This window comes from Marinobacter sp. R17 (genome assembly GCF_003789045.1).
GTDB lineage: Bacteria > Pseudomonadota > Gammaproteobacteria > Pseudomonadales > Oleiphilaceae > Marinobacter_A > Marinobacter_A mangrovi.
In genome coordinates, this window is the sequence record NZ_RHGZ01000021.1 from 1 (window position 1) to 25,361 (window position 25,361).

General features: G+C 61.9%; 23 protein-coding genes. 9 read left to right on the forward strand and 14 right to left on the reverse strand.

Translation table 11 applies throughout. The annotated features are described in order from the left end of the window. Positions 1–184: 184 nt before the first annotated feature. Entirely contained in the window at positions 185–1,000 is an 816-nt protein-coding gene (locus EB809_RS14585) for an IclR family transcriptional regulator (RefSeq protein WP_123635565.1), read from the reverse strand. A gap of 368 nt (positions 1,001–1,368) precedes the next feature. Beyond that, complete coding sequence (locus tag EB809_RS14590; RefSeq protein WP_123635566.1) at positions 1,369–2,715, reverse strand: hypothetical protein; 1,347 nt, start codon at positions 2,713–2,715, stop codon at positions 1,369–1,371. A gap of 182 nt (positions 2,716–2,897) precedes the next feature. Between EB809_RS14590 and EB809_RS14595 the strand changes: the two genes are divergently transcribed. The 5 genes from EB809_RS14595 (at position 2,898) to modC (ending at position 7,397) form a co-directional block, all read left to right on the forward strand. Next, positions 2,898–4,103, forward strand: coding sequence for a 3-oxoadipyl-CoA thiolase (locus EB809_RS14595; RefSeq protein WP_123635567.1), 1,206 nt, complete (start codon positions 2,898–2,900; stop codon positions 4,101–4,103). Positions 4,104–4,367: 264 nt separating this feature from the next. Then, the gene (locus EB809_RS14600) at positions 4,368–4,745 is read left to right on the forward strand and encodes a winged helix-turn-helix domain-containing protein (RefSeq protein WP_123635568.1); all 378 of its coding nucleotides are present in this window, start codon (positions 4,368–4,370) and stop codon (positions 4,743–4,745) included. Positions 4,746–4,819: 74 nt separating this feature from the next. After that, positions 4,820–5,596, forward strand: a complete 777-nt coding sequence (modA, locus tag EB809_RS14605) for a molybdate ABC transporter substrate-binding protein (protein ID WP_123635569.1) — start codon at positions 4,820–4,822, stop codon at positions 5,594–5,596. 6 nt (positions 5,597–5,602) lie between these two features. After that, positions 5,603–6,304 carry a molybdate ABC transporter permease subunit gene (gene modB / locus EB809_RS14610; RefSeq protein ID WP_123635570.1) on the forward strand — a complete coding sequence of 234 codons (702 nt, stop codon included), beginning with the start codon at positions 5,603–5,605 and terminating at the stop codon, positions 6,302–6,304. Further along, on the forward strand, positions 6,294–7,397 hold the full coding sequence (gene modC, locus EB809_RS14615) for a molybdenum ABC transporter ATP-binding protein (RefSeq protein WP_123635571.1): 1,104 nt from the start codon (positions 6,294–6,296) through the stop codon (positions 7,395–7,397). Before modB ends, modC begins: the two co-directional genes overlap by 11 nt. A gap of 157 nt (positions 7,398–7,554) precedes the next feature. On the opposite strand, the gene EB809_RS14620 is transcribed toward modC, so the two are convergent. Continuing rightward, positions 7,555–8,886, reverse strand: a complete 1,332-nt coding sequence (locus tag EB809_RS14620; RefSeq protein ID WP_223807980.1) for a DcaP family trimeric outer membrane transporter — start codon at positions 8,884–8,886, stop codon at positions 7,555–7,557. Positions 8,887–9,330: 444 nt separating this feature from the next. Between EB809_RS14620 and EB809_RS14625 the strand changes: the two genes are divergently transcribed. From EB809_RS14625 to EB809_RS14635, 3 genes are all read left to right on the forward strand, one after another. Further along, positions 9,331–10,527: an acyl-CoA dehydrogenase family protein gene (locus EB809_RS14625; RefSeq protein WP_123635572.1), complete on the forward strand. Its 1,197-nt coding sequence runs from the start codon at positions 9,331–9,333 to the stop codon at positions 10,525–10,527. Positions 10,528–10,537: 10 nt separating this feature from the next. Continuing rightward, positions 10,538–11,680 (forward strand): acyl-CoA dehydrogenase family protein, encoded by a 1,143-nt coding sequence (locus tag EB809_RS14630; RefSeq protein ID WP_123635573.1) that lies wholly within the window; start codon positions 10,538–10,540, stop codon positions 11,678–11,680. A 313-nt stretch (positions 11,681–11,993) separates the two neighbouring features. Next, a complete protein-coding gene (locus tag EB809_RS14635) occupies positions 11,994–12,755 on the forward strand; it encodes a class II aldolase/adducin family protein (protein WP_123635574.1) in 762 nt (253 codons plus the stop codon). Positions 12,756–12,874: 119 nt separating this feature from the next. Here the strand turns inward: EB809_RS14635 and EB809_RS14640 are convergent, their stop codons facing one another. After that, on the reverse strand, positions 12,875–13,909 hold the full coding sequence (locus EB809_RS14640; RefSeq protein WP_123635575.1) for an NADP-dependent oxidoreductase: 1,035 nt from the start codon (positions 13,907–13,909) through the stop codon (positions 12,875–12,877). Between the two features lie 121 nt (positions 13,910–14,030). Here EB809_RS14640 and EB809_RS14645 point away from each other — a divergent pair, with 121 nt between their 5' ends. Beyond that, positions 14,031–14,486, forward strand: a complete 456-nt coding sequence (locus EB809_RS14645) for a MaoC family dehydratase (protein WP_123635576.1) — start codon at positions 14,031–14,033, stop codon at positions 14,484–14,486. Between the two features lie 340 nt (positions 14,487–14,826). Here EB809_RS14645 and EB809_RS14650 read toward each other — a convergent pair whose 3' ends face one another. From EB809_RS14650 to EB809_RS14695, 10 genes are all read right to left on the reverse strand, one after another. After that, on the reverse strand, positions 14,827–15,981 hold the full coding sequence (locus tag EB809_RS14650) for an ABC transporter substrate-binding protein (RefSeq protein WP_123635577.1): 1,155 nt from the start codon (positions 15,979–15,981) through the stop codon (positions 14,827–14,829). A gap of 81 nt (positions 15,982–16,062) precedes the next feature. Then, positions 16,063–16,770 carry an ABC transporter ATP-binding protein gene (locus EB809_RS14655; RefSeq protein WP_123635578.1) on the reverse strand — a complete coding sequence of 236 codons (708 nt, stop codon included), beginning with the start codon at positions 16,768–16,770 and terminating at the stop codon, positions 16,063–16,065. Next, positions 16,757–17,524: an ABC transporter ATP-binding protein gene (locus tag EB809_RS14660; RefSeq protein WP_123635579.1), complete on the reverse strand. Its 768-nt coding sequence runs from the start codon at positions 17,522–17,524 to the stop codon at positions 16,757–16,759. The genes EB809_RS14655 and EB809_RS14660 overlap by 14 nt, the downstream gene beginning before the upstream one ends. After that, the gene (locus EB809_RS14665) at positions 17,517–18,524 is read right to left on the reverse strand and encodes a branched-chain amino acid ABC transporter permease (protein ID WP_223807981.1); all 1,008 of its coding nucleotides are present in this window, start codon (positions 18,522–18,524) and stop codon (positions 17,517–17,519) included. Before EB809_RS14665 ends, EB809_RS14660 begins: the two co-directional genes overlap by 8 nt. A 23-nt stretch (positions 18,525–18,547) precedes the next feature. Next, entirely contained in the window at positions 18,548–19,411 is an 864-nt protein-coding gene (locus EB809_RS14670; RefSeq protein ID WP_123635581.1) for a branched-chain amino acid ABC transporter permease, read from the reverse strand. Between the two features lie 340 nt (positions 19,412–19,751). After that, positions 19,752–21,416: a long-chain fatty acid--CoA ligase gene (locus EB809_RS14675; RefSeq protein ID WP_123635582.1), complete on the reverse strand. Its 1,665-nt coding sequence runs from the start codon at positions 21,414–21,416 to the stop codon at positions 19,752–19,754. 49 nt (positions 21,417–21,465) lie between these two features. Beyond that, positions 21,466–22,248: a 5'/3'-nucleotidase SurE gene (gene surE, locus EB809_RS14680; RefSeq protein WP_123635583.1), complete on the reverse strand. Its 783-nt coding sequence runs from the start codon at positions 22,246–22,248 to the stop codon at positions 21,466–21,468. After that, the gene (locus EB809_RS14685) at positions 22,245–23,330 is read right to left on the reverse strand and encodes a phosphotransferase (RefSeq protein ID WP_123635584.1); all 1,086 of its coding nucleotides are present in this window, start codon (positions 23,328–23,330) and stop codon (positions 22,245–22,247) included. Before EB809_RS14685 ends, surE begins: the two co-directional genes overlap by 4 nt. Before the next feature lie 7 nt (positions 23,331–23,337). Then, positions 23,338–24,105 (reverse strand): SDR family NAD(P)-dependent oxidoreductase, encoded by a 768-nt coding sequence (locus EB809_RS14690; protein ID WP_123635585.1) that lies wholly within the window; start codon positions 24,103–24,105, stop codon positions 23,338–23,340. Positions 24,106–24,120: 15 nt separating this feature from the next. Further along, the gene (locus tag EB809_RS14695) at positions 24,121–25,332 is read right to left on the reverse strand and encodes an acyl-CoA dehydrogenase family protein (RefSeq protein ID WP_123635586.1); all 1,212 of its coding nucleotides are present in this window, start codon (positions 25,330–25,332) and stop codon (positions 24,121–24,123) included. Positions 25,333–25,361: the final 29 nt, after the last annotated feature.

The window sequence follows — 25,361 nt, forward strand, 5'->3', positions numbered from 1 at the left end:
AAGGCAAGAGGATTAGCATTCATAACGACGGCGGTGAATGGGTTTTTGTTTGGTTTTTGGCGAAAGCAAACTTAACCCGTTTTACCGCCGTCTTCCTTTTCTTTTCCCGCTAATCCGCGATGAACCATAAAAAAACCGCAGGCCGGGACCTGCGGTTTTGTCTTTCCGGTGACTCGAGGACGCGTCAGACGCCCAGCGCCTCGATATCGCTTGCCAGCATCGCCAGCTGATGGGCAATGGATTCGCGCAGCTTCTCGCCGGAAATCAGGTAGGACGGGGCGGCGCAGGTCAGAACCATAATGGTGCCGTCTTCAAGATGAACCGGCACACCGGCGGAATTGATGTTGCGGTCCCACTCGCCCAGGGACAGACAGAACCCGGAGGTCTTGTACTCTTCCATGGCGCGCTCCAGGCCTTCTTTCTTTTCCGGCCACTGGTCGCCGTACTTCTTGGCCATGCCGTCCATCAGGATCTTGCGGCCGCTTTCGCTGATCGCAGCGCAGTAGGCGCGACCGGCGGAGGTCGTCGCCATCGGCAGGCGCAGGCCGATTTCCATGCGCAGCAGCGTGGCTTCCGGCGGCATGCGGTTTTCCACGTAGATCATGTGCAGGCGATCGTGGCAGGTCAGGCCGACAGACATGTTGGTGCGGCGGGCAAACTCGTCCATGTACGGCTTGGCCAGCTGACGCACTTTCAGGTTCGACACGTAGGCGTAACCCAACGCCAGAACCCCGGAACTGAGCTGGTACTTCTCCAGCAGCGGGTTGTAGCTCAGGTAGCCCAGCTTGGTCAGGGTGTAGGTCATCCGCGACACGGTCGGTTTGGGCAGGCCGGTCAGACGCGCAATGTCCTGGTTGCCGAGGATCACCGATCCCTGGCTGAACGCCCGGAGCACATCCAGACCGCGAGACAGGGCCTCCACGAATTTACGATCCTTCTCAGGGCCCGTCGGCTTGCCGTCGAGGCTCAGCTCTGCCTTGAACTTTTCTTTTGCTGTCATAAGTCGCCTTGTGTTCCCCCACAGCTACAGCATGGACGCTGAAACGACACCCTGTCGCGACAGCCGCCACACCGACTCTGTTCGATGACCACCAGAGGATTCCGGCCTCATGGCTCCACCGTCCAGCAGCTCCAGTGAGTCACGTGCTCCGAAGTTTGGAAATTTGTCCTATTTTACGGTGAGTCCGATTCAAGTACCACCGACTTTTAATCAAAAGTCGTGCCAAAGATGAAACACTCTTCCCTTTTGTTTCATTACGATTCCATCAAAGAGCAACTGCGATACATAAATCGCTATGGCCGACACTTCATTCTGTTATGCGAAACAGGTTAGCTGACTTTAGCAACCTTTCCAGTCCGGCAAGTCCCTTACGCCATCCGAAGCATCTGGCACACCCAGAGAAACGCCAGCATCAGGGGCACGGCGATGAGTGCATAACGTCCATTCCAGCCGAACGCCACCACCCATCGGGAAATCTTTCCAAACCGGGACAGCAGCATCACCGACGGCCCGAAGGGCGACAGCATCATCGCGAGAGAGAAGCCGATGACCAGTGCCACGGCCACCAGCAAGGGCTCCAGACCGGTTGTCACCAGCTGCCCCAACAGTCCGGACAGGAAACTGAGCACCGTGATCGGGGCAATGCCCACGGCCGCAAAGGCCGGCAGAATCAGCACGCCGGCCGCGATCAGCATGAACTCACTGGCGCGGCCGTCGATCAGCCTGGCCAACACCTCCGGCGGCACCTGGCTCGACAGGGCGATGCCCAACGCCGCCGAGGCGGCAAAAATACAGATCTCGTTGTGCAGCCCCGCCATGTTCTCGGTGACTTCAGCGACCACGGGCCGGATGCGCCCTTCCCGATGCCACATATACAACCCGGTCACCGCCGGCACCGCCAGCATGGCGGCTCGGGACACATTCAGCGGCGTCAGCAGCACCAGCAGGGCCATCAACCCGAACACCGCACAGACCACCATCACCAACCGGCCGCTACCCGGGGGCCAGCCCTCCATCCGGGTACGCTCGGCGCTGACCTGACTGAATCGCCCGTACTCCAGGGACCAACCCACGGCGATCAACAGCAAGGCCGCACAGAGACTGAACGGAATCAGTTGCGACCAGGTCAGCGTCGTCACTTCCCGGGTAATGATCGCCACCGCCACACTGGTGGGTGCCACCAATGGCACCAGGGCAAAGCCCCGCAGGGTGCTGGTGAGGACCGACCGCAACCAGCGCAGCCGCGCGTCGCCGGTGATGCCCCGCTGGTCCAGCGTTTCGGAGAGCGCGCCGCAGAGCAGGTTCATCACGCCAAAGTTGAGGACCGAAGCAATGCCACAACTGGTCAGGGCGTATTTCGGATACAGCCAGCCCGGACGACCGCCGAGCAACACGTCGTGAATCCGCTGCAGCACCTCAAACCGGCGCACCAGACACTGCATGGTCCCCAGACTGCCCAGGAAGGCCCCGTAAAAAGCCGCAGCCCGCGCCGAATCGGCCAGCTCAGCCGCCGACAGGCGACCGGACATCGTCAACCCGGCCAGAACCGCGACGGTAACCAGCATCAGGTAGCGGGCGTAGCCTTCCAGACGTGGGATATGCAGCAGGAAATAGAACAGGAAGATGCCGCCGGACAGCAGACTCAGGGTGTTGAAGCCGGTCAACAACGCCAACAACTCACAGACCACCGCAAACGCCAGGAAATACCCTGTCATAACTGGCCCCTGGCCACCGCTGTCTGCACTTGCATTCGATGGGTCTCCGCTTTAATCTAAATCAATTACAAAACTTAGTTTCGTTTAGCGAAACATAGGTAACATTTACAGTATCATTTTTGCCGACACAAGCCCCGCACCGAATCAAAACATCGGGCCGGGCATAGAGGATGGGAGATGCCATGTCCGCTTATATCTACGACGGCCTGAGAACCCCGTTTGGACGCCACGCCGGCGCCCTGGCCAGAGTCCGGCCGGACGACCTGCTGGCCAGTGTGATCCAGGCCGTGATCGAACGGAACGATTTCGACAAGGCACTCTATGAAGACGTGATTGCCGGCTGTACCAACCAGGCCGGGGAAGACGCCCGCAACATTGCCCGTCATGCCGGCCTGATGGCAGGCCTGCCCGTCGAGACCGGCGGCCTGACAGTGAATCGCCTCTGCGGCTCCGGATTGGCGGCCATTATCGATGCGGCCCGCGCGATCCGTTGCGATGAAGGCGAGCTGTTTGTCGCCGGCGGCGCCGAAAGCATGAGCCGGGCGCCGTTCGTGATGGCCAAGGGCGAAGCCCCCTACAGCCGCGATTTCCGCATGTTCGACAGCACCATTGGTGCCCGCTTCCCCAACCCGCGGGTCGAGAACCAGTTCGGCAACGACACCATGCCCCAGACGGCGGACAACATCGCCCGGGAACTGGACCTGTCCCGGGACGCCGTGGACCGCTTCGCCGCCCAGAGCCAGGCCCGCTACGACGCGGCGCTGAAAGACGGCTTCTACGATGAGGAAATTCTGAGCATCGAAGTGTCCCAGGGCCGCAAGAAGCCACCGGTCCTGGTGGACAAAGACGAGCATCCGCGTCCGCAGTCCAATCTGGAAGCCCTGTCCGGCCTGCGCACGCTGTTCGAGGGCGGCGTCGTCACTGCAGGCAATGCCTCCGGCGTCAACGACGGCGCCGCAGCGCTGATCATCGGTTCCCGGGAAGCCGGCGAAAAGGCGGGCGTCCGTCCGCGCGCACGGATCGTGTCCGGCGCGATCGCCGGGGTCTCACCTCGCGTGATGGGCTACGGCCCGGTCCCGGCCAGCGAAAAAGCCCTCGCCCGCGCCGGCCTGACCATGGCCGATATGGACGTTATCGAAATCAACGAAGCTTTTGCCGCCCAGGTACTCGGCTGCACCACCCGGCTGGGCATCGACCCGACCGATTCCCGCCTGAACCCGAACGGCGGCGCCATTGCCGTTGGCCATCCGCTGGGCGCCTCCGGTGCCCGCATCGCCCTCACCGCCACCCGCCAGTTGGAACGCACCGGCGGCCGTTACGCCCTGATCAGCATGTGCATTGGGGTTGGCCAAGGGATAGCGGCGGTGATTGAACGGGTTGCGGAATAAGCAGCCCCCAACATCGGTACAGACAACGCCGAAGCTGACCGGAAGCGGAGGGAGACCCTCGCCGGAGGAAGGACAAGGACGTCCTGGTCGTATTAGCGGCCACGGACGGCCGTCTAATACAGCGTAGGCGAGGGTCTTCATTCGCTTCCCGGCACGAGCTAACGACCCATTTGCTCAACGTTGACTGCAACGCTCTCAACACCGTTTTCCTGTCTATCGTTCTCCATCCGTGTTAGAACCAGACATTTCCAACGCGGACACCCCATGACTCGTACGCACCATCAACATCCCCGCTTCCAGCTCCGGCTGGTGTCCGGCAAGGATGTCGTGATCGGCCCCGGCAAGGCCGACCTGCTCGACGCCATCGGCCGCACCGGCTCCATATCGAGCGCCACCCGGGAAATGGGCCTGAGCTACAAGAAAGCCTGGCAACTCATCAACACCATGAACGAGCATTTCGCCGAACCCGTCATCTCCACCGTCTCCGGCGGCAGCCAGCGAGGCGGGGCCGAGCTGACCGATTTCGGTCACCGGGTATTGGAGCAGTACCGGGCCCTGCAGGCTCGCCTGACCGCCGAAAACGCCCCCGAAACCCAGGCACTGCTGGACCTGCTCGCGCCAGCGGATGCACCGGATCCATAACCCCGATTTGGCGCTGAAGACATAAGCGGCTATAGTGATCCCGCTATTTCCATTTATACATAACGGAATCCAACATGTTCGTCCGCGCTCTTTTACTCTTCCTGGCCAGCCTGTGTCTGGCGACGCCAACCCTGGCCGCGACAAGCATCAGCGTCTATGCCGCCGCCTCCCTGACTGACGCCATGGACGCCGTGGCCAGCGCCTATGAAGCTAACCACGACGTGGATATCGTTCCGGTGTACGCCTCATCGTCCACCCTGGTCCGGCAGATCGCCAACGGCGCACCGGCCGACCTGTATGTTTCCGCCAACGAAAAGTGGATGGACTGGCTGGGTGAGCAGGGTATCCAGCTCACCGACCGCAGCGACCTGCTGCAAAACCGACTCGCCCTGATTGCCCCGAAAGACAGCCCGGTCGAGCACTTCACACCCGGTGCCGGCAAACCGATCGCCTCGTTGCTGCACAAGGGCGAACGCGTCTCCGTCGGCGATCCGGCTCACGTCCCCGCCGGCATCTACGCCAAGCAGGCCCTACAGAGCCTGGGCGAATGGAAAGACCTTGAGGATCGGCTGGCCCGTGGCGACAACGTCCGTGCCGCCCTGGCCCTGGTGGAACGCGGCGAAACGCCGGTCGGCATCGTTTACCAGACCGACGCCAAAGCCAGCCAAGCCGTCCGCCAACTGGGCCTGTTCCCGGAAGACAGCCACAAGACCATCACCTACCCCGCCGCCCTGATCGGTCCGGCTCACAGTGACGCCCTGGGCGATTTTCGCACATGGCTCGCCGGTCCTGAGGCGATGGCCATCTTCCAGCGCTTCGGCTTCTCGCCGATGCCCGGCCAAGGCCACTGACCGACCATGATGCTGAGTGCCGCCGAGTGGGACGCCATCCGCATCAGCCTGCAGGTCGCTGGCAGCGCCGTCGCCTGGATCATCGTGCCCGGCATCGCCCTGGCCTGGCTGATGGCGCGCCGGTATTTTCCCGGCAAGTCGCTCCTGGACGGCGTGCTGCACCTGCCGTTGGTCCTGCCGCCGGTGGTGGTCGGCTACCTGCTGCTGATTGCCCTGGGTCGGCGCGGCTTCATCGGACAGTGGCTCGACCAGACTTTTGATATCCAGCTGCCTTTTACCTGGCAGGGGGCCGCCGTCGCGGCGGGTGTGATGGCTTTTCCCCTGCTGGTGCGCTCCGTTCGCCTATCGCTGGAAGCCGTGGACACGCAGTTGGAAGCGGCCGCCAGCACCTTGGGCGCCAGCCGTTGGCGCGTGTTCCGCACCATCACGCTGCCGCTCACCCTGCCCGGCCTGTTGACCGGCGCCGTACTGGCCTTCGCCCGGGCGCTGTCGGAGTTCGGCGCGACGATCACCTTTGCCTCCAATATTCCCGGCGAAACCCGCACCCTGCCGCTCGCGCTCTACACCCTGATCCAGACGCCCGGCGCCGAGGATGCCGCGGCCCGACTGTGCGTCCTGTCCATCGCCATCGCCATGGCATCGCTGATGATGTCCGAATGGCTCGCCCGACGAGCCCGGCAACGATTGAGAGGCCGGGATGACGGATAAACCACTTTCAGCCAACGGGTTGCAGATCCGGATCGACCACTGTCCCGGCAACTTTCATCTGCATACCGAACTGACACTCCCCGCGGATGGCGTGACGGCGCTGTTCGGTGTCTCCGGCAGTGGCAAGACCAGTCTATTGCGACTCATCGCCGGGCTGGACCGGCCCGATAGCGGGGTTATCTGCCTGGGGGACGACTGCCTGGTGGATACTCACACCGGCGCCTTCCTCCCGCCCCACAAACGGCGTTTAGGTGTGGTCTTCCAGGAAGCCCGCCTGTTCCCGCACTACCGGGTTCGTGGCAACCTGACCTACGGCATGCCCCGACCGGATCCGGATCGGTTTGCGTCCATTGTCGAATTGCTCGGCATCGACCAGCTGCTGGATCGTTTCCCGGCCACGCTGTCCGGGGGCGAGGCCCGACGCGTCGCGATCGGTCGCGCCTTGCTGAGCGAACCGCGCATGCTGCTGATGGACGAACCGCTGACCGGCCTGGATGGACCGCGCAAGCAGGAGTTACTGGACTTCATTCTGCGCCTGACCCGCGAAATCGCCATTCCCATCCTTTATGTCAGTCACGACCCGGAGGAACTGACGGCCATCGCCGACCACCTGGTCCTGATGCGTGAAGGCCGCGTGCTGGCCAATGGCCCCCTGGACGACCTGCTGATGCGTTTCGATCTGACCAGCGAGCTGGGCGGTTTCGATGCGGCTTCCGTGATCGAGGCGGACGTGGCCGCGCAGGATGTCGACTACGGCCTGACGCAACTGGCACTGAACGATGGCCAACGCCTGACCATTCCCGCCGTCGACGCCGACATCGGCGAACGGCTGCGCCTGCGGATTCCGGTCCGCGACGTGGCACTGGCCCTTGCTCCCCACGCGGGCTCCTCCTACCGCAACCAATTGCAGGCAACCATCACGGACACGGCCGTACTGCCCGATAACCCGACCGCGATCGAAGTCCGGTTGCAATTGGGGAACCAGTCGTTGCGAGCCAGGTTAACGCGGAAGTCATTCGAGGAAATGGCGCTGGATCTGGGGCAGACCGTAACGGTACTTGTGAAGACGGTTGCCTTCGCTTTGCGGCGCTGAGACACAAAGGTCAACGTACGATGACGTTGAGCGTATGCCTCCCACAAAAAAGCCCCGAGGCAGAGTCGGGGCGTAATAGGCAAAACAACAGAGTAACCTGAAGGCGGGCCGGTGGTTCCGGCCCGTTTAACGCATTTTTCGTTCGTTATATGAGCGTTTAGAAGTTCATCTTCGCGGACGCCATCACCTGCTCATACTGCTGGCTGCCGCCGTCAGCAATGTTGCCGAAGTCCCAGTAGGCGTATTCCACGCCCAGTGACAGCTTGCGACTGGCCTGCCAGATCAGGTTGACGTGAGCCGACGTCGAGGAATCGAAGTAGCTCAGAGTACCGCTTGGCGAAAACTCAAGGTCATCCACGATCTCGGTGTGTGAGCCCACAAAGCTTGAACGCCAGGTCGGGGTCCAGAAGTGTCGATAGGCAACGGTTGCACCGTATGTCGTCAGCGGTTCTACCTTGCCGGCAGCCTGTGCACCCAGATCAACATCGGGATAGGTAAACAACCCCATATAGCGACCCAGCGCACCATAGCTGTATTGCATGCGCAGATCGTCACGACCGATCGTCGGGATACGAGCGCTCAGGGAGACCGCACCAGCCAGTTTCTCGTCATCCGATGCGTCGTCTTCCAGATTGCGCAACATACCGGCAATGGAATAGAAGCCATATTTACCGCGAATCTGGTAGCGCGCCGTTAAGTCCGGATAGGACTGGTCGTCATAGGAAGTGGTTCCGAAGCCGTCTTCCGGGTTCTCCAGCGCCACCATAAGCTTGCCGCCCGGCGCCGCCATGTTGTAACGAATCATCGGCTGGGTGACATAGATGAAGGCGGCCATCTTGCCCTGGTTCAGGATTTCCGGCAGTGCGGCCAGATCGGTAAAGGTGGTGTAGGTCTGACCGAAGTCCCAGCCGTTCCAGTTACCATAGGCCTGGCGCAGACGCGGCGCGTAGCTGTTGGAAACCACCTCGTTACCCGGGGCATCGTCGCCCTGGTTGAAGTCCATTTCCAGATAGGTCCGCAGGGTGTGGCCTGCAACGTCGTCCGTCTGTGTACCGAAGCTGAACCGTGATTCCCGGGCGGAGAACCCGGTCTTCCAGGAATTGTTGCCGGACGCGGCGTAGGACGCGAAGTTGCGCGGCAGACCGGTGGAATAGGTATTGATGGTCCCGTCACCACCCGAGCCGAAAATGGCGTCGGCCTTTATAAAGCCACCGAATGAAATGGTGGTATCACCGATCTTCAGGCCGTCCCCTTCGCGCAGGATATAGGGGTTGTCCTCAGTCAGCTCCGGCGCCGAAGCGACCGCACCTTTTAACGACTTTTCCAACTGGTCCACCCGCTGGCGCAGCTGCTCCACTTCATCGCTTTGTGCGCTTTGGGAATCCTGGGCCAGGGTCGCGGTGGACATGGCCGCCATCAGAGGCAGGCCTGCCAGGGCGATGGCGCGGGTGAGGGGACGTGCTCTGAATGACGCGTTTCTTGTTGTCATTGCAAACCTCGTTTTATCTCTTGTTGTATTCGGAAGCGCTGTGTCCTGCCCGTTTTTGACGATGCTCTGGGCACCGGGGCGGGACCGGCTTCCTGTGGGATGCGTCTTTGTTTTTGTTACTTCGGCCGGCTTTTAGTTTGTTATTCAACGTTAAGTTTCGCTAAGCGGTATGTAAATAGACATTCATTTCGCTTAGCAACACCAGCTTCCGTAATTCCGAATATAGTCAAACCCGTTTTCATCCACAACCTTTTAAAACTAAATTTTGCTCTTTGACGTATTCCAGGCAACGATTCGGCGCATTCGAGGCGATTGACACGCGCTTAATCATGATTCATCCTTCACTTAATTCTGCTATGCGGTATTAGCTTTCACAATAGACATAAGCGCCGCTGATGGCGTGAACATGTCGACAGACAGAACAATGAACCGAGAGGTTGATCAATGAACATGAACTACACGGCCGACGAACTGGCCTTCCGGGATGAAGTCCGGACCTTCCTCGAGGAGAAACTGCCGGCCGATATTGCGTCCAAGGTTAAAGAAGGCCGTCGCATGAGCCGCGACGACCACGAGCGCTGGCAACAGATCCTGGTCAAGCAGGGCTGGTACGCCACCCATTGGCCGGAAGAGTACGGTGGTGTGAAATGGACCGCCGTTCAGAAGCACATCTGGGACGAAGAGTCCTGCCGTTACGGCGCGCCCCGCTCAATCCCATTCGGGGTCAACATGGTCGCCCCGGTCATCATCAAGTTCGGCAGCGAAGAGCAGAAGCAGCATTACCTGCCGCGCATCCTGAGCGGTGAGGACTGGTGGTGTCAGGGTTACTCCGAGCCCGGCTCCGGTTCCGACCTGGCGTCCCTGAAGACCCGCGCGGTGCGCGAGGGCGACCACTACATCGTCAACGGCCAGAAAACCTGGACCACCCTGGGTCAGCACGCCAACATGATTTTCTGCCTCGTGCGCACCAACACCGAGGTGAAGGCCCAGGAAGGCATTTCCTTCCTGCTGATCGACATGAACACCCCGGGCGTGACCGTCCGTCCGATCATCACCCTGGACGGCGAGCATGAGGTCAACGAAGTCTTCTTCGACGACGTCAAAGTGCCTGTTGAAAACCTCGTCGGTGACGAAGACAAAGGCTGGACCTACGCCAAGTACCTGCTCACCTACGAGCGCACCGGTCTGGCGGGCATCGGTGCTTCCAAGGCGGCCCTGAGCCACCTGAAAGCCATTGCCGGCCGCCAGAAGAAGAACGGCCGTCCGCTGATCGAGGATCCGACCTTTGCCCAGCGCGTGGCCCAGGTGGAAATCGACCTGATGGCGGCCTCCATCAGCAACCTGCGCATCATCGCTTCTGTCGAAGGCGGCGGTGTTCCGGGTGCCGAGAGTTCCATGCTGAAAGTCCGTGGTACGGAACTGCGTCAGGCCATTACCGATCTGTCCCGTCGCGCCCTAGGTCCCTACGCCCAGCCGTTCGTGGAAGAAGAGCTGGCTCTGGAATTTGAAGGCGACCACCTGTCCGATCCGGACGGCGCTGCGCTGTCACCGCAGTACTTCAACATGCGCAAGCTGTCGATCTTTGGCGGATCCAACGAGATCCAGAAGAACATTGTCACCAAGATGATTCTCGGACTGTAAGGAGGCACCCATGGACTTCAATCTGAATGAAGAGCAGCAGATGCTGCAGGATACCGTGGCGCGCCTGGTCCGCGGTGAGTACGAATTCGAAAAACGCCTGAAGTACAGCGAGAGCGGCCTGGGCTTCAGTGAGGATTTCTGGAAGCAACTGGGCGAGCTGGGCCTGTGTGCCGTGCCTTTCCCGGAAGAGCTGGGCGGCTTCGGCGGCTCCGGTGTCGACGTGCAGTCGGTGATGACCGAGCTGGGCCGCGGCCTGTGCCTGGAGCCGTACATGCAGACCGTCGTCCTCGGCGGCGGCCTGATCAGCCAGGCCGGCAGCGACAGCCAGAAAGAGGACTGGTTGAGCCGCATTGCCACCGGTGAACTGAAAATCGCCGTCGGCTTCGACGAGCCCCAGAGCCACTACAACCTGAACGACGTCGAGACCCGCGCCGAGAAATCCGGCAGCGGCTACGTTCTGAACGGTCGCAAGAGCGTCCTGATCGGCGGTCACGCGGCCGACGTGATCCTGGTCTCTGCCCGTACCAGCGGCGGCAGCCGCGATGCGGACGGCCTGTCCCTGTTTGCCATTGATCCCAACGCCGAAGGCGTTGAACGTCGGGTCTACCCGACCATGGACGGCGCCAAGGGCTGCGACGTGTTCCTGAACAACGTCCAGGTCGGTGCCGACGCGCTGATCGGTGACGAAGGTCAGGCCGGCGCCGTCATCCGCTACCAGGCCGGTCGTGCCGTGGCGGCCCTGTGCGCGGAAGCGGTGGGCGCGATGGAAGAAGCGGTCAAGCTGACCCTGGACTACCTCAAGACCCGCAAGCAGTTCGGTGTGCCCATCGGCAAGTTCCAGGTGCTGCAGCACCGCATGGTGGATATGAGCTCCGAACTGGAGCAGGCCCGGTCCATGTCCATTCTGGCCGCCAGCGTCGCCAACGACGAGGCGAGCGAGGAGCGCGACCGCATCCTGGCCGCGGCCAAGAACGTGATCGGCCGCGCCGGTCAGTTCATCGCCGAGCAGTCCATTCAGCTGCACGGCGGCATCGGCATGACCTGGGAATACAGCCTGGCGCATTACGCCAAGCGTCTGATCATGATCAATCACCAGTTCGGTGATGACGATTTCCACCTGGAACAGTACGCGAGCCTGCTGCAGGCCTCGTAACCAGGCACGTTCTCTGTGCGAGGAGCCGGGTCTCAGACATCCTCTGGATGTCATACCCCTTAGAGACCCATTTCGGGGCAGCTTTTGCTGCCCTTTTTTAGTTATGGCAGTGGCGGGTCATTTTGGGCCTGCTGAACTCGGTGCAGGGAAACGAATGGAGACTCTTGCCTACGTTGCATTAGACGGCCGTCCCTGGCCGGCTAATGCAACCGGGACGTCCCTGTCCCTCCTTCGGCAAGAGTCTCCATTCGCTTCCCCAGACTGTTGAGATAACGCGACCCGTTCAACCGGCACACCTCATCAAGGAGGCCTTATGCAAGTCCATCAAGAACAAGAGCAAGACAAGGCATTACGGAAGCAGGAGTGGCAGGCCCGCTGTGATCTGGCGGCCGCCTATCGTCTGGTGGCGCTGTTTGGCTGGGACGATCTGGTGTTCACCCACCTGTCCGCGCGGGTGCCCGGACCGGAGCACCATTTCCTGATCAACCCCTATGGCCTGCTGTTCCACGAGATCACCGCGTCCTCGCTGGTGAAAGTGGATCAGGACGGCAATGTGGTGGAGGCCGGCGGGCTGGCGCGGGTCAATCCGGCGGGCTTTACCATTCACAGTGCGATTCACATGGGGCGGGACGACGCCGGCGCGGTCATGCACCTGCACGCCTCCGATGGCGTGGCCGTATCGGCCCATCGCGACGGCCTGCTGCCGCTGAGCCAGACCGCCATGCTGTGCCTGGACCACGTGGCCTACCACGACTACGAAGGGGTCGCCCTGAACCTGGACGAGCGCGAGCGCCTGATCAACGACATGGGCGACAAGGCGATGCTGATCCTGCGCAATCACGGCATTCTCACCGCCGGTCACGATGTGCCGGAAACCTTCACTTACCTCTACTTCCTGATGAAAGCCTGCGAAATCCAGGTGAAGGCGCAGGCCTGCGGACCGACCTTCATGCCGTCGGAGGCGGCGATCGAGACCACCCGCGAGCAGTCCCAATCGCTGGGCAAAGCGGCCAAGCTGACCTGGCCGGCGCTGTTGCGGATGCTGGACAGCAAAAACCCGGGGTACGCCGTTTAAGGCGTCCCAGAGGATGTAGCCGATGCTTTAGCTTCGGAGGAGCCGTCAGGCTCCCGAATGACCCCGGCGGACTGTCGTCCGCTCCGAAGCTGAAGCGTCGGCTACATTAAAAGCTATGATCAGGCCTTGCGAGTCGGGTCCTCAGCCACCCGAACCAGCATCTTGCCCCGGTTCTTCCCTTCCAACAGGCCCTGAAACGCACTCACCGCGTTCTCCAACCCGTCCACGATGTCCTCCTGATACTTGACCTGACCGCTCTGAATCCAGCCCGCCATGTCCTTCAGGAAGTCCGGCTGACGCTCGATGTGATCGGTCTGGATGAAGCCCCGCAACATCAACCGCTTGACCAGCACCTTGCCCATGAACGGGATCAGGCGGTCCGGCCCTTCCGGCAGTTCGGTCTGGTTGTAGTGGGCGATACGGCCGCAGACCGGAATCCGGGCAAACACGTTGACCCGCTTCATAACGGCATCGAACACCTTGCCGCCGACGTTCTCGAAATAGACGTCGATACCGTCCGGGCAGGCCTTGTCCAACTGCGCTTCGAAGTCATCGTCCTTGTAGTTCACGCAAGCGTCGAAGCCGTAAGCCTCCACCACATGACGGCACTTGTCTTCGGCACCGGCCACGCCGACCACGCGGCAGCCCTTAATCTTCGCGATTTGCCCGACAACCTGCCCGACGGCACCCGCCGCCGCAGAGACGACCACGGTTTCACCCGCTTTCGGCTGGCCCAGGTCGAGCAGGCCGACATAGGCCGTGAATCCCGGCATGCCCATCACGCCCACAGCGGTGCTGATCGGCGCGGCCTTCGGATCGAGTTTGCGCAGTGCCATCCCCGGTGCTGTCGAGTAGGCCTGCCAGCCGGCATGGCTGAGTACGATGTCGCCCGGCGCCAGTCCGTCGTAGCGGCTCTCCACCACCTCACTGACGGTGCCCCCTGTCATCACGTCGCCTACAGCCACCGGATTGGCGTAAGAGGCCGCATCCGACATGCGCCCCCGCATGTAAGGATCGAGCGAGAGGTAGATCGTTTTGAGCAGCACTTCGCCATCCACAGGCTCCGGCATGGGCGCTTCCTGCAGGACCAGGTGGCTTTCGTCCGGCATGCCGGTGGGCCGGGCGGCGAGGATAATCTGCTGATTGGTGGCCATGGTCATGTTCTCCTCTGAGGGTGATGCCAAACCGGTTGCACACGGCGATTCGGTTGGCGACAATGAATTTGAAATCAAGGTTTACAGAGCGAAATTAACTCCAACAAAAACAGGATGCGACATGAAAGAGATTGCCCTGGATGACCTCTCTCAACACACCGGCCAACGGATCGGTCACAGCCCCTGGAAAACCATTTCCCAGGACATGATCCAGGCTTTTGCCGACGCCACCGGCGATCACCAGTGGATCCACGTGGACGTCGAGCGGGCCAAACGGGAAGCCCCGTGGAAAAGCCCGGTGGCCCATGGCTTTCTGACTGTGTCGCTGATCCCCCTGCTCAACCAGGGCGTGATGCACGTGGCCGGCACGTCCGCCAGCATCAACTATGGCCTCAACAAGCTGCGTTTTCCCGCCGCCGTGAAGTCCGGCTCATCCATCCGTACGGAAGTGACCCTGAAAGAGGTCACCGCCGTGGACGATCAGCGCGTGCTGGCCGCCTACACCACCACGGTGCAGATCGACGGTGAGGACAAGCCGGCTTGTGTGGCTGAGAACCTGGTGATGTACGTGCGCTGAGCCCGGATCCAAGCCAATCGGGGCGCCTTACGGCGCCTCAGTATCGTAGGTTGGGCTGACGCAGGAAGCCCAACAGGCCGGGTTTGCGACCAGTCTCATTCCATCCAATAGGCGCCAAGCCGGTTTTAAGAACCCATGCTCCAAGCATGCCTGCGATAAGGGAAATGTCCGGTGCCGGCTTATTGTTGGGCTTCCTGCGTCAGCCCAACCTACGTCCCTAACGTAACGGTGTAGCCGACGCTTCAGCTTCGGAGCAGCCTGCAGGGCTGCCCGCCCCATCAACCGCCGCTCAGCGTCCACAAAAAAGGGGCCACAAAAGGCCCCTTTTCGTATCAGCGACTTACTCCTCGATCGGCTTCTGCTCGATCTTGCCGTCTTCCACCACAGCCAGCGTGGTTTCCGTGACAAAGCCCCCCTTGTCGGTCACTTGTGTGACCTGATACGGGTTATGCGCTTCGTCAAGCTGTTTCATGGCATCGCTCATCTTGGCGCGGACTGCCTTGGCTTCCGTGCTACCCGCCAGCTGCATCGCCTTCACCAGGCCGTACATGGCCGAGTAGTTGTAGGCCGCCTCGGAACCCGGGGTCTTGTCGTATTCCGCTTTGTAGCGCTTGATGAAATCGTTCGCTGCGTCGGTACCGTAGGTGGACAGCGGCACCACACCAATGGCGCCTTCCAGTTGATCCACACCGCCAGCGACATCAGCCATTTCGTCCAGCTTGGCCTGGTCCATCACGATGAAGCCGCCCTGGAAGCCGAGCTGGCGCGCCTGCTGAACGACCAGACCGGTCGGCTCGGAGGCACCGCCGACGAACATCACGTCCGGATCGGACGCTACCAGACGGCTGACGCCGGTGTAGAAGTCGGCGGACTTGTTGTAGTCCATGGCGTTCTCGGCCACGACTTCACCACCCTTGGACTCCCACTGGTTCTTGATCATCTTGGCCCAGATCTTGGCGTACTCGTGAGTGGCGCCGCCCATGGCCAGTTTCTTGCCTTCGTGCTTCAGGGCATAGTCACTGAACGCGCGGACATAACCGTCAAAGGTCGGCGGAATCCGGATGGTCAGGCTGTTGCCCTTCTCGGTGACCGTCGGAACACTGGTGTACGCCATCACCATGAAGTCGTCTTTCTCGTTGAAATCCTGCAGCGCGAACACGCCACCAGAGTGCGGCACGAAGATGGCCGGCACGTCGGATTCCTGCTTCAGACGCTTGGCGTTGGTGGCCGCCTGAGCCGGGGAATAGCGATCGTCCAGGGAGATCAGGTTGACCTTGTAGGTTTCCCCATTGATCTTGAAACCGCCGTTGTCGTTGATTTCACCCGCGGCCATGCGCAGGCCGGACAGGACGTTTTCACCGTACAGCGCGGCGCCGCCACTGAGCGGGCCGGTAAAACCGATGTTCACTGTGGATTCCGCCATGGCCCCGGCGGAGAGGCCCGCACCCAGTGCCGCAACAGCGACCGCACGACCAAGAGTTTTCAGCATTTTCATTGTTTTCTCCTAGGGTATTGCGTCTGTCTTGTTGTTGGATTTATCGCTTGTCCAGGTAGATCACGTTGTGTCGTCGGCACACTAGGCGCCGATGTATGCCTTGCGCACCTCTTCATTGCCCAACATGGTGTCCCGGTCGCCTTCCATGACCAGTTGGCCGTTTTCCATCACGTAGGCCCGGGTGGCAATCTTCAGGGCGGCAAACGCATTCTGTTCCGCCAGCAGCACGGTGGTGCCGAGACGATTGATTTTCTGGATGGTTTCGAACATCTGGCGCACGATCAGCGGCGCCAGACCGAGCGAGGGCTCGTCCAGCATCAGCAACCGCGGCCGGCTCATCAGCGCGCGGCCGATGGCGACCATCTGCTGCTGACCGCCGGACAGGGAACCCGCCGGCTGGTCGGCCTTCTCCCGCAGGATCGGGTACAGCTCGAGCACGTCTTCCAGCCGCTGCTTGTTACCCGCCTTGTCCCGACGGTGGACGTAAGCGCCCATCATCAGGTTCTGCTGGACGCTCATCATCGGGAACAGCTTGCGGCCTTCGGCGCACTGCACGACGCCCGACGACACGATTCCGCTGGGCTTGAGGCCGTCCAGACGCTTGCCCTCAAACTCGATCTCGCCCGCGGCCGGCTTGTTGAGACCGCTGATGGCGTTGAAGAGACTCGATTTACCCGCACCGTTGGCGCCCAGCAGCACCACCAGCTCGCCGGAGTCGACGCTCATCGAGATGTCAGTCAGTGCCTTGAAGCTGCCGTAGCAGACATCCACATTCCTAAGCTGCAGCATCTTCGTCACTCCCCAGGTAGGCTTCGATCACAACCGGGTTTTCCCGGATCTCCGTCGGGGTGCCTTCGGCGATTTTCTCGCCGTGGTCCAGCACCATGATCTTGTCGGCCAAGCCCATGATCATGTCCATCTTGTGCTCGATCAGGCAGACCGTGAGGCCGTGGTCGACCATCTTGCGCATCAGGTCGGCCAGCCCTTCGGTCTCCTCCGGGTTCACACCAGCCGCCGGTTCATCCAGCAGCACGATCTTGGGATCGGTGGCCAGCGCCAGGGCAAAGGCCACGCGCTTGCGCTCTTCCTGGGTGATGTCGGCGATCAGCCGGTTTTCCACATGGTTCAGGCCGACGAAGTCGAGCACTTCCCGCGCCTTGTCGCGGCAGGCTTTCTCCTCCCACTGCAGGCGTTTGGAGTTGATCAGCACGTCCCACAGGCCGGACTTGGTGCGCAGCCGGTGGCCGACGATCAGGTTGTCCAGCACCGAGGCCTGCTCGAACAGGTTGGTGGTCTGGAAGGTGCGGCCCACGCCGCGCTGGGCGATGTAGTCGCAGCGCAGCGGTGTGATGTCCTCACCGTCAAGGATGATGCGCCCGGAGGTGGGCTTGTGGGTGCCGGCCACCAGGTTGAAGAAGGTGCTCTTGCCGGCGCCGTTGGGCCCGATGATGGCGTTGATGCGGTTGGCCTCGAACTCGACGGACACGTCGTTCACCGCCGCCAGGCCACCGAACATCTTGGTCAGGTTCTCGATCTTAAGCATTGTTCTCGACCTCCTTACCCGTGGCGATGCGGCTCTCTTTCTTCTTCGCCGCCGGCAAGCCGGCGTCCAGCGTCTTGCGATGCAGCCAGCCCAGGAAGGAGCCGACGATGCCGCGGGGGAAGAAGATAACCAGCACCACCAACAGCGGGCCGAACAGAATCATCCGGTACTCTTCCAGGAACTGCAGGGACTGGGTGAGCCAGACGATGCCCACGGTGCCGACCAGCGGACCGGACAGGGTGCCGATACCGCCCACCAGCAGGTAGGTGATCATGTCGAAGGTGTGGAGGATGTTGCCGTCCTCGGGCCCGATGAAGCGCACCATGCCCGCGTAGAGCGCTCCGGCCATCCCCGCGTAGGTGGTGGACAGCACGAACGCCAGGGTCTTGTTGCGCATCAGGTTGATGCCGAGCGACTGCGCCAGGTCGTCCCCGTTGCGGATCGCCATGAAGGTGCGGCCCAGCAGCGAGCGGGACAGCTTGCCCATGAACCAGATGGCAAAGATCAGGAACGCCAGCACCAGGTAATAGAAGGGCGTGGTCTCGGTGAAATCCACAATTCCGAAGCCGTGCGGCGCAGCGATGTCACGCACGCCGATCGGGCCGTGGGTCAGCTCCTCCCACTTGTCGGTCAGCATGTACATGATGAAACCAACGCACAGGGTAAAGATGGCGAAGTAGTGTTCCTTCAGGCGCAGCGACACCACGCCCACCAGGAAGCCGATAAACGCCGTCATCAGCAGCGCTCCCACGAATGCCGGCCAGAAACTCCAGCCGTAATCCGCCGTCAGCAGCCCCAGGGTGTAGGCCCCAAGGGCAAAGAAGCCGCCGTGTGCCAGGTTCAGCTGGCCGCAGTAACCGGTGATGATGTTCAGGCCGTACACGGCGATCGCCCAGATAAAGGCCGAGGCCATGACGTAAACCTGGTACTCGTTCTTGGCGATCAGCGGGAACACCAGCGCCAGCACGATCAGCAGGTATTTCGCTGCTGGACGGGTCATAAAGGAAGCCAATTTCAACATGATCAGTGCGCCCCCTTCGCGAACAGGCCTTGCGGACGAACGGACAGGATCACCACGAGCAGACCGAAGGCGATGATGTCCTTGTAGCTGCTGGAGATGTAGAAGCCGCCGAAGGCCTCGGCGAAGCCGATGATCATCCCGCCGACGATGGCGCCGGGTATGCTGCCCATGCCACCGAGGATGATGATGACGAAGGCTTTCATGATCACCACGTGTCCCATGGCCGGGTAGACCAGGTTGATCGGTGCGTAGAGAGTTGCGGCAAAGGCGGCCAGCATGCCGGAGATGGCGAACGTCATCATCGCCACGCGGTTGGCGTCGATGCCCACCAGGAAGGCCCCCTCCCGGCTTTGTGCCATGGCGATGATGGTGGCGCCGGTCATGGTCTTGCGCAGGAACAGCTGCAGCGCAATGACCAGCACAATGGCGCCGACGATGATCAGGGCCCGCTGCTCGGGAATGATCAGGCCGTCAAAGCGCATGATACCGGTGAATGGTGACGTCATGCGGCGGAAATCCGCGCCCCAGAACATCTGCACCACCGCTTCCAGGAACAACAGGATGCCGATGGCTGCGATCTTGTCGTGGATCGGTGGCGAGTTGCGCAGGGGGTGGAAGACCAGACGCTCACAGAGGATGGCCAGCACCGCGACAACGGCGGCCGAGCCCAACATGGCGATCCAGTAATGGACACCGAGATCCACCATGAAGAAGTAGGACATGAACGCGCCGACCATATAGAGCGCGCCATGGGCGAAGTTGGGAATATGCAGGATACCGTAGACCAGCGTCAGACCGAGAGCTACGAGTCCGTAGATACTCCCGAGCGTCAGCCCGTTCACGATGTTCTGGAAAAAGAGGTTCAAATCAGCCTCCTTCCTGGCAAGTTGTTGTTATTGGATGCCGCAGGTTTTTTGACCAGCGGAAGTTATTGTCGAAATTGGAACCGCAGGTTTGGTTTTCTGTTTTGAGACGTTTTAGTTTTTGATTTCACCTTTTCTCAAGAGTACACCGCGCAGCCACCCTGTCAATATACAGAATGCAATTCCACTGTGCGGACCACTGATAAGTTTTTTACCGTTATAGTGAAACTGAATCGGGGCAAAAGGGGCCATAGCCCGGAACAGCCGGCAAAGCCGGCCGACCGGGGTAAAGCCCATCGGGGTAATGGGAAAAAGCCCGTCAAATCAAGCGCTCAGCGCGTGCTCAGGCCTCTTTCTGCCACTCCTGCTCCTGCAGCGCCCGCCACATCACCTTGCCGGTGGGGGACTTGGGCAGCTCGGAAACAAACTCGATGAGCTGGGGCACCTTGTAGGCGGACATTTCCTCGCGGCACCAGCCGACAATGTCGTCCACCGTGGTGGTGTCTTCCGCCTCCGGAGTGAGCACGATGCAGGCCTTGACCGTCTCGCCCCGCTTGGGATCGGGCGCGGAGATCACGCAGCATTCATGGATGGCCGGGTGGCGATACATCAGACTTTCCACTTCGGAAGGCCAGACCTTGAAGCCGGACGCGTTGATCATCCGCTTCACCCGGTCGACCATGAAGAAGTAGCCTTCCTCGTCGTAGTAGCCCAGGTCGCCGGTGCGGAAGAAACGCTTGCCGTCGATCTCGACGAACGCCGCTTCCGTTTCGGCCGGCCGGTTCCAGTAACCGATGGTCACCTGCGGACCGTTGCTGACGATCTCGCCCACTTCACCCGGGCCTTTCTCCTGCAGGGTTTCCACATCGATGATGCGGGAGTCCACGTCGAACACTGGAATGCCCAGGCATTGGGCCTTGGGCGCCTCCGACGGGTTGATGTGGGTCGCGGCCATGGTTTCGGACAGGCCGTAGCCCTCGATGTAGTCCAGGCCGGTCAGTTTCTTCAGCTTGTCAGCGATCGCCGCCGGCATGGCCGCACCGCCGCCGCCGATGGTTTTCAGGCTGCTGATGTCGTATTGACCCAGGTCCGGGTTGGACAGGAAATCCACCGCCATGGTGACGATGTTGGTCCAGCCGGTGACCTGGTACCGCTCGATCAGCTTGGCGGCGGTGTTGCGTTCCCAGCGGGTCATGATCACGGACGTGGAGCCGCTGTAGATCGGGCTGTTCATGGACCCGGTCATGCCGGTCACGTGGAAGAACGGCAGCGTGGACAGCTGCACCGTGTCCGCGGTGCTCAGGTTCCAGAAGGCGCGGTGTACGGCGGTCGCCATCACACCGCGATGGACGTGAGTACACCCTTTCGGCGCGCCGGTGGTGCCGGAGCTGAAGGGAATCACGGCGATGTCGTCCGGACCGGCGGTGTGCGGTGCCGGCGCCTTGTTCGCGCGGATCGCGTCCTGCCAGTCGGTCATGCCGTCGCCCTCGACCGGCTGGGCCGGCGCTGCGACTTCCGGCGGCAGGGTCAGATCAGTCTCTTCGGTCACGTAGCGACTGTAGGCGGTGACCACCACTTCCTTCAGGTGCGTTTCCCCCACCAACGGCGCGATGAAACCCGCCAGTTCCTGGCCGGCCAGGCAGAACTCCGCCGAGGTGTCGCTGATGTAGTGTTCCAGCTCCGCGGCCCGGTTCATCGGGTTCACCGGAATCACCGCCGCATCGGCGCGCAGGATGGCGTAGTAACCGATCACGTACTGGGGCGAGTTCTGCATGTACAGCAGCACCCGGTCGCCCTTCTTCAGGCCCTGCGCCTGCAGGTAACCGGCCAGGGCCTCGACCTCGTCCAGCAGCTGCTGGTAGGTCATCACCGTGTCGTAGTAGATGATGGCCGGGTGATCCGGATAACGCAGGGCGGAAATCGCCAGGTTGGTAAACACACTGGTGTTGGGCAGCGTCATGGTCTTGGGCAGATCGCTCGGCCAGACCCCATGGTGTCGTGTAAACATAGTGTTGTTCTCCCCTCTCCGGCCGGACAGCCGGACCAACTATCGTCTGTTAAACCGATTCAATGGCAAACGCGGCCGGACCACCGGGCAGCGGTGCCTGGCTACGCAGTGGCGTGACGGCCACGGCCTGGTCGCGCAGGACGGTGACGTCCATATCCGGCGCGATAATATGCTTGGAGCTGCGCTCGAAGCTGAGCCACCAGTAGGGCAGGCTGCGCCCGTCCTGGCCGGGCAGCAGTCGCGTGCGCTGGATGGAGCCGCTGGACTGGCGCGCCCAGCGCACCTCGTTGACCTCCCCGGCCGCACAGGCGGGGAAGTTGATGTTCCAGCAGGGTTGCGAGTGCTCGTCCGGCGCCCACAAGGATCGGATCACGGATTCGCCATGTTGCTCGACCGGCGACCAGTCGATGCCGTCGCGATTCAGGAAGGCCTGACTCAGGGCCATCGCCGGCACCCCCATATGCTGGGCGGTGAGTACCGCGCCCACGGTGCCCGAATACTGCACCGAGTCACTGATATTGGCGCCGCAGTTCACGCCCGACAGCACCAGGTCCGGCGGCGTTTCGCCGAACCATTCCGCCATGGCAAACAGCACGCAGTCCGCCGGCGTCCCCGACAGGGCAAACCGGCGCTCGCTGCCGTCCTGGGCGTAGAGCCGCAGCGGTGAATGCAGGGAAATGCTCTGCCCCGCGCCACTGCGATCGTGCTCCGGGGCAACGACCCAGACTTCTTCCGCCAGATGACGGGCGATCTTTTCCAGGACCGCCAGCCCCGGCGCGTTGATGCCGTCATCGTTGGTGATCAGGATGCGACGTACAATGGGTTCACTCATTCCGCGACTCCCCGGTTGCCCTGTTGGGCGATCCGCCAGCCGGCGTCGGCCAGCATGCTCGCCCGCTTGCCCACTTGCAGGGCATCGGCGTTACTCGCATTCCCCTGCAAGGCCCGGGCGTAGACGCCCTGGACGATGGACGCCAGACGGAACAGGGAAAACGCCAGGAACACGTGCCAGTCGGCAATGCCGGAGCGGCCGGACTGGCGGCAGTAACGTTCAATGATTTCCTGCTCGTCCGGAATGTTCAGCGCTTCCAGGTCCTCACCGACAATGCCGCGGGAGCCTTCCAGATCCATGGGCAAGTGATAAGGCAGGCAGTAATACGCCAGATCCGCCAGCGGGTGACCGAGGGTGGACAGCTCCCAATCGAGGATGGCTGCCACCCGGGGTTCATCCGGTGCCAGCATCAGGTTGCCGAGGCGGTAGTCGCCGTGGGCGATGGCCGTCTCGTCGGTGGCCGGCAGATGGTCCGGCAGCCAGGCCATCAGCTTGTCCATAGCCGGCATCTCGTCGGTCTTGGCGGCCAGGTATTGCTTGGTCCAGCGGGACACCTGACGGGCGACGTAGCCTTCGGGGCGACCGAAGTCACCCAGCCCGACCGCGTTCACATCGACGGCGTGGAGCTGGGCCAGGGTGTCCATCGCGGCCTCATGAACCGGCCGGCGCTCTTCCCGATCCAGCGCCCGCAGCGCCGGGTGGCTGACCACCCGGCCCGGCGTGAAATCCATAATATAGAAGGGCGTACCGATGATGGACGCGTCCTCACACAGCACCCGCGCCCGGGGCACCGGCACATCGGTGTGATCGGACAGCGCCCGGATCACCTTGTATTCACGCTCCACCATGTGGGCGGACGGCAGAGTCTTCCCCGGCGGCTTCTTGCGCAGGACGTAGCGCCCGCTGTCGGTATCCAGCAGGAAGGTGGGATTGGACTGCCCACCCTGGAACTGCTTCACCTCAAGCCGATCGCCGATGTCCGGCATCGCCTGCCGGAGCCAGGCTTTCAGTTGTTGCTCGTCGAACCGGTGGGCGTCGAGGACGTCCACCAGCTCCGGGTCGAGATTCGCGTGCACAGACATCGTCACCTCAACCCGCGGTTTCGCCGCCGTCCGCCACGATCACCTGACCGGTGATGTAGGCGCTGGCCGGTGTTGCCAGGAAGACCGCCAGCCCGGCGATGTCGACCGGCTCACCAATCCGGCGCAGCGGGGTTTTCTCTTCCACCCGTTTGAGCCGTTCCGGATCTTCCACCAGTGCCTTGGCGAAGTCGGTGCGTACCAGGCCCGGGGCAATCGAATTGACGCGAATGCCCTTCGGCCCCCACTCGACCGCCAGGTTGCGGGCCAGGGCCGCTTCCGCCGCCTTGGACACGCCGTAGGTACCGATCACGGTGTTGCCGCGGATGCCGGCGATGCTGGACAGCAGGATGACCTGCCCATCACCGCGCTCGGCCATGTGCGGCAGCACCATCTGGGTCAGCCAGAAGGTGCCCTTCACGTTGGTGTCCATGATCTTGTCCCAGGCGTCGTCGGTCATGTCCTGGGTGGGGCCATAGACCGGGTTGGTGGCGGCGTTGCACACCAGCACATCAATGCGTCCCCAGGCGGACAGGGTCTTGTCCACCAGGTTCTGCAGGTCGTCCTTGCGACCCACGTGGCAGGGCACGGCGATCGCCTCGAAGCCCTGCTCTTTCAGCTCGCCGGCCACCTGTTCACAGACCTCGGCCTTACGGCTGGAAATCACGACTTTGGCACCGGCGCGCGCCATTTCCTCGGCAATGGAGCGACCGATGCCCTTGGTGGAACCGGTGATCAGGGCCACCCGGCCGGTCATATCAAACAATGGATTGGTCATGCTCGGGCCTCCTGATCAGTGTGTTTTCGGGTAATTACGCAGTTCGAGTTTGGCGATGGAATCCAGATGCACTTCATCCGGACCGTCCGCCAGACGCAGCGTGCGGACCTGGGCCCAGGCCGCCGCCAGGAAGGAGTCCTGACACACGCCCATGGCGCCGTGGACCTGGATCGCGCGATCCAGAATGCGCAGCGCCATGCTCGGTGCGGCGACCTTGATCATCGCGATTTCCTGACGGGCCACCTTGTTGCCGACGGTGTCCATCATGTGCGCCGCTTTCAGGGTCAGCAGACGGCACTGCTCGATTTCCAGACGGGAGCGGGCAATGTCCTTGCGGATGGAATCGAACTGGGCCAGCGGCTTGCCGAAGGCTTCCCGCTCGTTGACCCGCTGGCACATGGCTTCCAGCGCCCGCTCGGCGACGCCGATGGTGCGCATGCAGTGGTGAATCCGGCCCGGCCCCAGACGACCCTGGGCGATCTCGAAACCGCGACCCTCGCCCAGCAGCATGTTGCTGGCCGGCACGCGGACATTGTTGTACTCGATCTCGGCGTGGCCGTGCGGCGCGTGGTCGTAGCCGAACACGGTCAACGGACGGATGATCTTCACGCCCGGGGTGTCCAGCGGCACCAGGATCATGGACTGTTGCTTGTGCTTCTCGGCGTCCGGATCGGTCTTGCCCATGACGATGGCGATCTTGCAGGTGGTGGTCATGGCACCGGAGGACCACCATTTACGGCCGTTGATCACGTACTCGTCGCCCTCGCGACGGATCTCGCAGCCAATGTTGGTGGCGTCGGACGAGGCTACCGCCGGCTCGGTCATGGAGAAGCAGGACCGGATCTCGCCGGCCAGTAGCGGTTCCAGCCATTCTTTTTGCTGCTCGGGGGAACCGTAGCGGGCGATGGTTTCCATGTTGCCGGTATCCGGCGCCGAACAGTTGAACACTTCCGGGGCCATATGGGAGCGGCCCATGATTTCGCACAGGTGGGCGTATTCGAAATTGGTCAGGCCGGCGCCGTAGTCGCTTTCCGGCAGGAACAGGTTCCACAGACCGGCGGCCTTGGCCTTGCCTTTCAGCTCTTCGAGGATCGCGGTCGGCGCCCAGCGGTTTTCCGCGTTCTCGATCTGCTCGTGGTGCAGGTGCTCGTTCGGATAAACGTGCTCGTCCATAAAGGCCAGCACTTGCTCGCGCAGAGCCTGAGCTTTCTCGGAAAGTTCAAACATGTCGTTGTGCCTCTTGCTGTCGTTGTTGG